We start from the raw sequence: 10,994 nt of genomic DNA on the forward strand, positions 1-10,994 counted from the left end.
CCCAGCCGATGGGCCGGGCGGTGACCGCCGAGCGGATGTTCGACTGGCTCGACGACGCTCTCGAGGTGAGTGCGTGATGGCGGGCCGTCGGAGAAAACGGGATCCGTTCGAGGGTCTCGATCTCGCGTCTCTGAACGGGACACGTGCCGTGGTCACCGGCGCCACCAACGGATTGGGGTTGGCGACGGCGCGCGCACTCGCCCGCGCAGGAGCCTCGGTGATCCTGCCCGCCCGTGACGTCGACTTGGGGCGCCGCCGCGCAGAAGAATTCAACGCAGCGGAGTTCGGCGGCGACTGTTCGGTGGTTCGGCTCGACCTCGCGGATCTGTCGTCGGTGCGCGACTGCGCGGCATCCATCGAGGGGCCCATCGACTTCCTCGTCAACAACGCCGGCATGTTCCCGCACACGCACTCCCAGACCGTCGACGGATTCGAACTCGGCATCGGCACCAATTTCCTCGGCCCGTTCGCTTTCACCAATCTCCTTCTCGCACAGGTCCGCCGACGCATCGTGTGTGTCGCGTCCGACGCCCACAAGGCCGCGCGGATCGACCCGGACGATCTCAACTACGCCGACGCATCGTGGAGCCCGCCGCGCGCCTATGCCCGATCCAAACTCGCGGTCATGTTGTGGGGCCTCGAGCTCGACCGGCGTTTGCGCACAACGGGTTCGCCCGTCGAGACGATGTTGACCACACCCGGGTGGGTGGCGTCCAACATCTCCAACAAACCGCATCTCGGACTGGCGCATCGCATCGTGCGCGGCGGTGCCGAACTGCTCGCCAACGACGTCGACGCCGGTGCCGCCACCACCATCTACTGCCTCACCCAGCCGATCGCCACCGGAAGCTACGTCGGCGTCGACGGTATCGGCGCGCTGCGCGGCCGGCCGGTGCTGTTCGGCCGCTCGCCCACGGCCTGCGATTTCGGACTTGCCGGCCGGCTCTGGGAGGCGGCCGAAAAGCTCACGGGGACGGAGTTCTGAGATCTGCCACGCTGTCCCCCGGCCGGACGATTCGCAAGCCGAACGGCCCTGATCTCAGGCAGCACTTGATTACGGTCCCTTTACCTGCATCAGCGTTCAAAGGAGTCCGGCGCAGTGACCACCCCTCCCCCGCCCGGCAGCGGCGACCCCAACCCGTATCAGCCCCAGCAGCCATACGGACAACAGCCCTACGGCCAGCAGCCATACCCTTACCCGCCTCAGCCGCCGCCGAAAAAGCGGAAGATCTGGCCGTGGATTCTCGGTGGCGTCATCCTCCTGTTCGTTCTCATCATCGGCGGTTGCGTTGCTCTCGTGGGCACTGCGGCCAACGAGGTCGACAAGCAGTCGAAGAAGGAAGTCGAGGTCACGTATCGCGTGAGCGGTACCGGAACTGCGTCGATCACGTGGACCGACAAGGACTTCAACATCGCGCAGGCGACGAATGTCACGCTTCCCTGGGAAAAGAAGGTCACGGTCACGGGGTTCGCGAAGGCAGCGTCGCTCACCGTCACGAATGACGAGTCCGATACTGCTTCGACCAAGTGCGAGATCATCGTCGGCGACCAAGTGAAGTACACACAGACTGCGACGGGTCCGTACGCATCGGCGACCTGCACCGGCAGCGTCGACTAGTACGGCGACTTGGCGTCGCCCGATCCATCTCGTCGGGTCGGGTGACGCGCCAACCCTTCGGGCCCACCGCAACCTTGATTCAGCAATGACCTGTGCGTCGCCGCCGAATCATTATGTTCTGTATTACTTTTCGCCATCCGACTCCACGAGTACTGAGCGCCGGCGCACGATCGTGGTCACCGACGTGGCCAGCAGGAGTCCGCCCGAAGCGATCCAGAGCACGGCGTCAGGGATGCGGGTGTACGCGTACGCACCGGCAATGGCTCCGGCGGACAAAGCAATCCACATCGCAAGGTAACGCAACCACGCAGTGCGGGACCCACCGAAGAAGCCGTCCACCAGCCGCTGCCCGGCCTTGACCAGGGTTCCGGTCATATACGTCAAACCGATCGACACCTCGCCTCCGCGTTGAAACGTGGCGTTGAGCACGCCCATCGCCACCGAGATCACCAAGACCGCGGGCACTCCTACGCCCAAAGTTTGAGCGAGGGCGGAGCAACCGACAATCCCTGTGGTTGCCCACAACACCACCACTCTGCCGTGCGCGAAGCGCGACAGCACCGACCCGGCGACCACGCCGACGAAGAACAGCCCGATCAGCCCGGCGGCCCGGCCTGCCTGCACCCAGTCGCCGGACGCGGCATTCGCGGCCGCCCTGGTGGTGTTACCGCTCATGAAGGACACGAAGAAGCCACCGAGATGCAAGAAGCCGACAGCGTCGAGGTAGCCGGCGATCGCCGCCAACACCATTGCCAGCGCGAGTTCCCGCCTGCGAATCGAGTGCACTCGCGGATTGTGGCACACGTGCGCGGGGCGCAGCCCGCGACGAGGCGAGATGTATCAGAAGGTCACGCCAGGGCGAACGTTCTGCTACAACGCGCCGACTCGTCGACGACGACCTGCGGAGGGGAGCGTCATGGCTTGCGAACTTCAGTGGTGAGATGAACCCGAACCGCCAACCGAAAGGGCCTTCGCTCGTCGAGAACCGGCGGAAATGCGGCGTCGAGTTCAGTGAACGTCCACCACTCCCATCACTTGTTCACACGCCGCCCGCACTTCCCCGACAGTGGGCGGTAGCTCGTAGGCGTGTACGTGGCAGTAGCCGCTGAGCCGGTACCACGACAGGGCGAGCGCCTGCCCGGCCTCGGTGTGGTCGAGGGATTTCAGGATCGCCAGTTTGGATCTGGTGGTCGCGCCGGGGACGGGTCCGACGAGTTCGGTGCAGCGTGCCTCGATGAGCGCCTCGGTAGCCTGCCGGGCGAGGAACGCCGCGAGTGTCGCGGAGTGGATCGACGAGTGCCCGGCCAGGATTGTGTCTGCCTGCGCCAGCAGCGCCACCGCGGTGGTGGGCCCGTCGTCACTCATGTCACCGTCGCTCATGGCGCCGCCTCGGCCAGGATGTCCCGCACGGTCAATTGCAGACGTTTGATGCTTTCCATGGTGAGGTCGTCGGTCCCGTCGTGCACCGTGCCCGCACAGAACCTAATCGACGGCCCGCGATGAGGGCGGTGAGCCAGCCAGCCACCGATGTTCCCCGTCGCGTCGCCATACACGGCCAGTGCCACCCGCGGCTTCGTCCGGACGTGTTCGGACCACGTCGATTCGGACGTCTCGGGGTCGACGCCGAGCCGGGCCTGTTTGCTGAAGTACACCTGCTTGGCTGCCGATTCGACGGCGAGCCGGTAAAGGCCGGGAAGTGCTTTCTTCTTGACCTGGTCGCTGACGCCGTCGTCCTTGATCAGGGCGATGGCATCGTCGACGTAGCGTGCTGCTGGTGTCTCGTTGGTGGTCACGGTGACGACTGATCCGGCAGATCGCTTGACGGACAACAGTTCCGCGGGGACCGAGGCATTGCGGATCGCGGTGGGAAGGCGATCGTCGTGGGAGAAGACGATCACCTGGCGGTCTTTCGCGAGTTCTTCGAGTTCGCCGAGGAAGCCTTCGATCTTGGCCGGGTCCATGGCCTGGATGGGGTCGTCGAGGATCAGGAAGCGGAACGGGCTCGCGTCGGCGGTGGCCCGCGGGATGAACAGCGCGAGGGCCAATGCGTGCAGTTCTCCCTGGCTCATCACCGACATCGCGCCGAGGTCGTGATCGCCGATGGATCCGGTGACGTCGACGCGTCGGCGGTTGCCGGCACCGGTCAGGGCGACCGTACCGAGGTCGACGTCGCTTTCCTGCCGCAGTCGCGCCCAGATCTCGCGGGTACGTTCCACGATCGGAGCGAGTCGCCGTTCGCGCAGCGTGGTGGACGCGTGTCGCAGCCAGGTCTGCGCGGCCGACGCGCGCGTCAGCTTCTCGTTCGCGTGCTCGGCTTTGCGGTGCAGCTCAACCCAACCGAGGATCTGACCGGCCACGGCTGCCCATGCGTCGTCGAGTTCGTCTGCGCGGGAACGAGCTTGGTTGGTAAGAACGTTCGCCGCCTCGTGGATCTGCAGGAAAGCGGTGTCGACGTGGTCGGGCCACGCGGCCACGTCGGCGGGGAGCGCACTCAGTGTTGCTCGCGCGGTGACGTATCCCGGCAACGCCGGCAGCTGCTCCCCGTCCGGTGCCGGCAATTCCGGAACTTTCGCGATCAGTGCTCGAATACCCTCTTGTGCGGCGTGTTTCGCACGTTGGGATTCTTGGTGCTCACCGAGGAGCTGTCGCGATTCGGCGATCTGCTGCTGTGCCTGTTCGCGCCACTGCGCGTCGAGCGTGCCTTGTCCGCAGACCGGGCAGGTCTCGCCGTCGTGGTCGTGCTGCCAGTCGATCGCCGCTTGCAGCAGGGTACTGCGTTGGGAGAGAGCGTCGAAGAGGCCTCCGGCGCTGTCGGCTTCAGCCGCGAGCGCCTCGCGTAGCTGGGCGGTCAGTGCGCCGACCTCCGCGATTGTGGGCAGTTCGACGGCCGCGATCCGGCGGAGCCTGCTCACCGTTTGCGCCGCCGACGATCCGGTTCCGACGGCGGCCGCCTCGGCGTCGGCGACCTTGAACGGCCGGCGCTTGGTGAAAGCGAGTACCTGTGCCGCCCGCGGGTCGTCGGCGTTCTCGAGGTGGGCACGCATCGCCTTACGTGCCTGTTCTGCCTCAGCTGCAGGCTTTTTCAGTTCTTTAAGCGCTGCGGCCAGCCGGGCTTCGGCGTCATTGATCTGGTCGAGTGCCAGCAGCCGGTTGATGCGGTCGTAAAAGGCTGCCTGTCCCTCCTCGAACACGCCGCCCACTTCCTCATAGGAGAGGATCGGGCGGTAGATGTCGAGTGGCTGGGCCCATCCGAGGCCGGCGACGTCGGTGGCCGGTTCGCCGTGTACCTGTGCCCAGAGTTTGGCGTCGTAGAGTCCGTCGCCGTCGTTCCAGGAGGCGGCGACGATCAGGTCGGTGGCATGTTTCCCGTCGTCGCGGACCAAGGCGAAGCGGACGGTGACCGCGGCGTCGTCGTCCTGGTGGATGTTGCGCCAGGAGTCTTGCCAGTGTTTGGACCGTTCCTTCCAGCGGTAGCTGGTGCCGGTGAGCGCGAACTCGACGGCCTCAGCGAAACTCGATTTGCCCGAGCCGTTTCGGCCGCTGACGACGGTGATACCGGGAAAGGGGTTGAGTTCCAACGTCGATTCCGGTCCGATCCCACGGAATCCGCGAGCGGTGACGGACCGGATGTAGGCGGTCACCGGCGTCGTTTGCGCAGCGGCCACCGGCGCCGGCCGCGTCACCTGGGGCGCGTCCTCACCGAACTGTGCGGTGAGTTCGTCGTCGCTGCGCAGTGCCGCGGCGACCATCAGCGCGACATCCTCGTCGAGGTCGGGGTCCTGCTCGATCAGGTCCCAGATCTCGTTCTCGACCGTGCTCGCGTCCACGTTCACATCCTCACTCGATGGCGACCAGTCCGTATCTTGGCAGACGCCACCGACACGACGTGGACGAACGGGGCGGCCGACTACTGCAGCTGCGCGTCGTCCCCCATCACCGCACCTTCACGGCGTGGGTCGGCACCGCCGACCCAGCCGCTGGTGGGATTCAGTCGCCACAGCGCGCTCAGGCCGCTGGACTGGTCGTCGACGGACACCTGCTCGCCGCGTTGCCGCAGGCCCGTCACCAGCGGATCGGAGGCGCCGTCGTCAGCGGTGTTCACCAGTGGATGTTCGCCACCGACGTTGGACACCGGAGTGTTGGCCGAGCCGAAGTCGATCATCGACACCGCCTGCTGCGGATTGAGTTGCCAATCGATCATGCCGACGAGGGTTTTGACGACGTACTGGATGATCGTCGATCCGCCGGGCGAGCCGAGCGCACCGATGAGGGTGTCGGGGGCGCCGTTGGTACCGGGCCGCATCACCAGCGTCGGGGCCATCGACGAGCGGGGGCGTTTGCCCGGTGACACCCGATTGGCCAGGAGTGCGCCGGAGGAGTCGCGGGGTTGTGCGGAGAAGTCGGTGAGCTGGTTGTTGAGGATGAAGCCGTCGACCATGTGGAAGCTGCCGAACGCCGACTCGACGGTGGTGGTCATCGACGCGACGTTGCCGTAGCGGTCGGCGACGGTGATGTGGCTGGTGCCGTGTTCGGTGCCGGGGTAGGAGCCCAGCGGGACGTCGCCGAGGTCACCGGGCTGCGCCTCGCCGAGCGAGGTGTTCGGCTGGATCAGCGACGCCCGCTGTTTCAGGTAGGCCGGGTCGAGCAGGGTAGCGACGCCCTGACCAGGGAGTGGGATGAAGTCGGGGTCGGCGATGTACTTGTCGCGGTCGGCGTAGGCGAGGCGTTCGGCCTCGTTGACCAGGTGCACCGCAGCCGGATTGGGCCGTCCACCATCGCGGTCGACGGCGTCCGGTGCCATCGACGGCAGGTTGAAGTTGGAGAGGATGCCCATGGTGGAGGCCACGGTGATGCCGCCCGACGACGGGCCGGGCATGGCGACGATGCGGTAACCGCGGTAGTCCGTGGACACCGGGTCGCGGCGCTTCGCCTGGTAGGTGGCCAGATCGTCGGTGGTCATCAGGCTCGGTGTCATACCGTTGGCCGTGGAGCCGGCCGCTGCGACGATGGCCTCGGCGATCGGTCCGGTGTAGAGCGCCTGGGCGCCGTCGGTGGCCAGCGCACCGAGGGTCTTGGCGTAGGCGGGATTGGTCAGTCGGGTGCCGACGGTCTTGGGTGTGCCGTCCGGGTTGAGGAAGTAGGTGCGGGCCTCGTCGTCGGTGGTGAGATCCTCGGCCGAATCGGCGATCGCCGCGGCAAGGCGCGGGGAGATGTCGAAGCCGTTGTCGGACAGCTGGATCGCCGGGTTGAACAGCGATTGCCACGATGCGCGGCCGTACTGGTTGTGGATCTCTTCGAGCATTCGGACCGCGCCCGGGACACCGATGGACCGGCCCGATGCCCGCGCACTCGGGATGGGCGCGCGCTGATCGGTGGGGCTGATGTAGCGCAGATAGTCCTCGGTGGCCGCGGCCGGCGCGGTCTCGCGGCCGTCGAAGGCGCTGACCGTGTGGGTGGCTGCGTCGTAGTAGAGCGCGAACGCGCCACCGCCGATGCCGGACGACTGCGGTTCGACGAGGCCGAGGACGGTTTGGGCAGCGACGAGCGCGTCCGCGGCGGTCCCGCCATCACGCAGCACCTCGCAGGCCGCCTTGGTGGCCAACGGATTCGCTGTGGCCGCGGCGTAGGAGTTGGTGTGGACCGGCTGCATGCCGGTGCGGTAGCCGGTGGCTGCCTCCGGCCGGGTGGAGATGTCGGCCGAGGACTGCGGTGATCCGCTGGCGTCGAGTTGGGTGCCCGTCGCGATCTCGCCGCAGGTCACCGGGGTTGCTGCGGTGTCGGAGTTCGACGAGGTGCAGGCAGTCAGGAGCACTGCGGGAGCAACGACGAGAACCGCTGCCCGCAGCAGGTCGACTCTACGTGGACGGGGCATTGGGTTCAGGGTAGGCCGGGTGAGGTGCGTCTATCGCCGTGTCCGGTCAAATTGGCCGAGGGACCACGAACGTCACGAGTAGCCTGACGACGCAACCGCCTCCTCGAGAAAGTCATCCCGGTTCACCGCTCGCGTCATCGTCCAGTAGTCGATGATCCGCCACGGGGTCACCGCGACGACACGGCCGTCGGCATTGCGGTACCAATTGCTCATCGCGGGGTGAGTCCACACCATGCGCGCGTGGGCCTCATCGACGGCTTGGTTGTAGTCGTCTGCAACTTCTTGCCGAACCTCTACTGCGCCCAGGTCCTCGCGTGCCATCAGCTCCACCACGGACATCACATAGCGAACCTGGCATTCCAGAATGCTGATGAAACTGCCTCCGTGACCGAGGGCTGTGTTGGGCCCGGTCAGAATGAAGAGATTCGGGAAGTCGGGAGCCGTGATGCCCAGGTACGCGTGCGCATCGTGCTCACCCCATACCTCGACGGTGGACCGGCCGCTCCGGCCGCGCACATCCATCGGATAGAGGAAGCGGTCGCTGTGGAAACCGGTTGCAAGGATGACGATGTCGAAATCTCGCGCTGTCCCGGTTGCGTCAAGAAGTCCGGTCGGCGTCACTTCACCGACCGCGTGCGGAATCAGCTCAACGTGCGGCCGACGGAGCATCGCATACCACCCATTGTCGAGCAGCATGCGCTTGCCGAACGGCGGGTAATCGGGAGTCGACAGCGCGATCAGATCGTCACGGTCACCGAGTTCCTGCTGCAGGTAGCGCTCGTAGAACCGACGATGTCCGTGGTTTGCGGCGTTGATCGATGCTGTCTCCTCGCCCCAGTGTGGATCGACCTGCAGGGTGGGATGCACCTTGTCGTTGAATATCCACGAAAGCCTGGCTCGATACCACTCCCGATATCCGGGAACATGATCCATCAGCCAGTGCACGTCGTCGCCGACCGGTGAGAAGTAGTCGTCGTTGGGTGCGATCCACTGCGGTGAGCGTTGGAAGATGGTCAACGACTCCACCTCGTCAACGATAGCTGGGCCGATCTGCATGGCGCTGGCGCCCGACCCTACTATGGCAACCCGCTTACCGCGCAACGCATCCGACTCGTCCAGTCGGCTCGGCCATTGAGCGGAGTGGAACTGTTCTCCAGCAAACGAATCTATGCCGGGCAGGGCGGGGATCTTGGGCCGATTCAAGAGACCGACCGCGCTGATGACCAGTTGGGCCTGCAACGTGAGTGACTCACCGTCACGATTGTGGGCGACAACCGTCCACCGTTGATCTTCCGAATCGTATGTGGCCGAATCGACTTCGACGCCAAACCGAATGCGGTCCCGAATGGCGTGCTGGTCGGCGTAATCGGCGAGGTACTGCTGCACCTCGTCGCGCTTACCGAAATGTGTCGACCAGTGGTGGTCGAAGGACGAGATGGAGTAGAGGTAACTCGGAGTGTCCACGCCGGCACCCGGATACCGGTTCTCCCACCATGATCCGCCGACCTCATCATTCTTCTCCAGGATCACGTGTCGCACCCCGGCCGCAGCCAACTGCACCGACATCAGCATTCCGGCCACTCCGGCGCCGATGACGATCGCCGATAGGTGCGCGGTGTCGTCGGTATCCATGCGGACGCCGGCCGACGCTTCCGAACCGGCGACGATCTCAGCCATCATCGGACTGAACTCGTGCGGCACGGACTCACCGGCGGTGAAGTCCAGAACCCGTGCCACCAGCTCCGCATCGGGCGCCTGCCGGGCCAGCCCTCCGTTGGCCTGCCAGGCCAAAACCGCCTCGACCAGGCCGTCACAGATCTCCCGCTGCACCTCTTCGTCGAGCCCGCCACTGCGGTTGTCGTCCATGCCACGAGAGCGCGTGGGCCGGTACCGCTCAGTGAGCCACCGGGGATCACCGGTCATCTCGACCAACACTGCGATCAACGTCGGGATGTTCCCGGCTCTGAGCGCGGCGCGCAGGCGGCTTTCGTCGATACTTGCCACACTCTGCTCAGACAGATGCACAGACGTCATCTTTTGAACTAACCACTGTTAGTTCCATGAGTCAAGATTGGATTGAAGTCGCTAGATTGCCCTTGACATGCGTTGAAAACCCATGTCAGTGTGATCCGCATCATGCTAACTGCCGTTAGTTCACCAGATGAGGGAGTCGTGATGGAACTCAGCGAGGCCATGCGGTCGACGGGAACGTGCCGATACTTCAGCGATAAGCACGTCGAGGACGAGGTCTTCTACCAGGCGTTCGATAATGCGCGCTTCGGTCCGCAGGGCGGCAACCGGCAGCCGGTGCGCTGGATCGTCGTCCGCGACAAAGACACCAAAGCCCGACTCGCGGAGCTTTATCTGCCCTACTGGGAGGCCTACTACGCCGCGGTCATCGAGGGTTCGAAGGCCGTGGGCGCTGTGCCGGCGACCGTCGAGAGCGCGAACTACTTCGCCCATCACCTCGCCGAGGTGCCGGCCCTCGTCGTGGTATGCGCCGAAGCAGAGGGACTGCACCCGACCGACCACGAGCTCGACAGACTCAGCGTGGTGGGCGGTGCCTCCATCTACCCGACGGTCCAGAACCTGACGCTCGCACTGCGAGAACAGGGCGTCGCGACCGCGCTGACCACTCTGTTGTGCGCCGAGGAACCTGCGGTGAAAGAACTACTGGCCATTCCCGCCGGATACATCACCGCAGCGCACATCGCTGTCGGCTATCCGCGTGATGGCTTCCCCCGCAAGCTCACCCGCACTCAGGTGAACGAGATTGCCTTCTTGGACCGCTTCGACGCTCCGATGTTCTCATGAGCGTCGCACCGACGGAGACAGCACCGCGTGCACTAACGCAGGCCCAGACCGCACCGCTCGGGCGGGCGACCATCGGTGATCAGTTGCGTCGCCTGGCACGATCACAGCCGATCAAGCCGGCAATCGTCTCATATCTGAGCGACGGAACCCGCTCTGCCACAACGTATGAAGAGCTTGATCGACTGTCCAATCGCTTCGCCCACGCCTTGCTTGCCCGAGGCGTCCGACGCGGCGACGGTGTTGCGGTAATGGGCCGCAACCGCGTGGAGAACGTCATCGCCTACTACGGAGCGTTGAAGGTCGGTGCGTTCTACTCCGGGATAAGTCCGCTTTTCGGGGAGCGCGAAATCGCTTATCAAATACAGCATCTCGAGCCGGCTGTGCTAGTCGTTGCGACCGAAAGCGCTGAGCTGGCGGCGCCGATCGCCGACGCTGCGGGTGCGAGAGTCATCGTCATAGGAGAATCGCCCGACCCGGCGTGGACCTCCTTCGAGTCTGCCCTCGCCGAGGGGCAGGATGACCAACCGGCGGTCGACGTCGACGAGCACGACATCGCGATGATCGTCTACACCAGCGGAACGGAGTCCACCCCGAAGGGTGTGGTGATCGCCCATCGCAATTACCTCATTTCCACAGCACCCGCCTACACCTGGGGTTTGCGCTGTCTACCGGACGACGTGTGGCTGTATG

General features: G+C 65.2%; 9 protein-coding genes. 4 read left to right on the top strand and 5 right to left on the bottom strand.

Going from position 1 to position 10,994, the window contains the following annotated elements; translation table 11 throughout:
• The first annotated feature begins 76 nt into the window (after positions 1-76).
• Positions 77-985, top strand: coding sequence for an SDR family NAD(P)-dependent oxidoreductase (locus tag B1964_RS23440; RefSeq protein WP_079931481.1), 909 nt, complete (start codon positions 77-79; stop codon positions 983-985).
• Between the two features lie 114 nt (positions 986-1,099).
• Positions 1,100-1,618 carry an MmpS family transport accessory protein gene (locus B1964_RS23445; RefSeq protein ID WP_079931482.1) on the top strand — a complete coding sequence of 173 codons (519 nt, stop codon included), beginning with the start codon at positions 1,100-1,102 and terminating at the stop codon, positions 1,616-1,618.
• Positions 1,619-1,741: 123 nt separating this feature from the next.
• On the opposite strand, the gene B1964_RS23450 is transcribed toward B1964_RS23445, so the two are convergent.
• The 5 genes from B1964_RS23450 to B1964_RS23470 all read right to left on the bottom strand — a co-directional run bounded on the left by B1964_RS23450 (position 1,742) and on the right by B1964_RS23470 (position 9,524).
• Positions 1,742-2,368: a YoaK family protein gene (locus B1964_RS23450; protein ID WP_172398944.1), complete on the bottom strand. Its 627-nt coding sequence runs from the start codon at positions 2,366-2,368 to the stop codon at positions 1,742-1,744.
• Between the two features lie 258 nt (positions 2,369-2,626).
• The gene (locus B1964_RS23455; protein WP_253194150.1) at positions 2,627-2,998 is read right to left on the bottom strand and encodes a hypothetical protein; all 372 of its coding nucleotides are present in this window, start codon (positions 2,996-2,998) and stop codon (positions 2,627-2,629) included.
• A complete protein-coding gene (locus B1964_RS23460) occupies positions 2,995-5,445 on the bottom strand; it encodes an ATP-binding protein (protein ID WP_079931483.1) in 2,451 nt (816 codons plus the stop codon). The genes B1964_RS23455 and B1964_RS23460 overlap by 4 nt, the downstream gene beginning before the upstream one ends.
• Positions 5,446-5,525: 80 nt before the next feature.
• The gene (ggt, locus tag B1964_RS23465) at positions 5,526-7,490 is read right to left on the bottom strand and encodes a gamma-glutamyltransferase (RefSeq protein WP_079931484.1); all 1,965 of its coding nucleotides are present in this window, start codon (positions 7,488-7,490) and stop codon (positions 5,526-5,528) included.
• Positions 7,491-7,562: 72 nt separating this feature from the next.
• Positions 7,563-9,524, bottom strand: a complete 1,962-nt coding sequence (locus B1964_RS23470) for an NAD(P)/FAD-dependent oxidoreductase (protein ID WP_079931485.1) — start codon at positions 9,522-9,524, stop codon at positions 7,563-7,565.
• 141 nt (positions 9,525-9,665) lie between these two features.
• On the opposite strand from B1964_RS23470, the gene B1964_RS23475 reads away from it, so the two are divergent.
• On the top strand, positions 9,666-10,304 hold the full coding sequence (locus tag B1964_RS23475) for a nitroreductase family protein (RefSeq protein ID WP_079931486.1): 639 nt from the start codon (positions 9,666-9,668) through the stop codon (positions 10,302-10,304).
• On the top strand, positions 10,301-10,994 hold a 694-nt coding region (locus B1964_RS23480; protein WP_139765843.1), incomplete at its 3' end, for a class I adenylate-forming enzyme family protein. The genes B1964_RS23475 and B1964_RS23480, both read left to right, overlap by 4 nt.

This window comes from Gordonia sp. i37, assembly GCF_002043085.1.
Taxonomy (GTDB): Bacteria; Actinomycetota; Actinomycetes; order Mycobacteriales; family Mycobacteriaceae; genus Gordonia; species Gordonia polyisoprenivorans.

Coding starts and splice junctions, on each gene's coding strand:
- B1964_RS23440 (WP_079931481.1), top strand. CDS start 77: ATGGCGGGCCGTCGGAGAAAACGGGATCCGTTCGAGGGTCTCGATCTC.
- B1964_RS23450 (WP_172398944.1), bottom strand. CDS start 2,368: ATGGTGTTGGCGGCGATCGCCGGCTACCTCGACGCTGTCGGCTTCTTG.
- B1964_RS23455 (WP_253194150.1), bottom strand. CDS start 2,998: ATGAGCGACGGTGACATGAGTGACGACGGGCCCACCACCGCGGTGGCG.
- ggt (WP_079931484.1), bottom strand. CDS start 7,490: ATGCCCCGTCCACGTAGAGTCGACCTGCTGCGGGCAGCGGTTCTCGTC.
- B1964_RS23470 (WP_079931485.1), bottom strand. CDS start 9,524: ATGACGTCTGTGCATCTGTCTGAGCAGAGTGTGGCAAGTATCGACGAA.
- B1964_RS23475 (WP_079931486.1), top strand. CDS start 9,666: ATGGAACTCAGCGAGGCCATGCGGTCGACGGGAACGTGCCGATACTTC.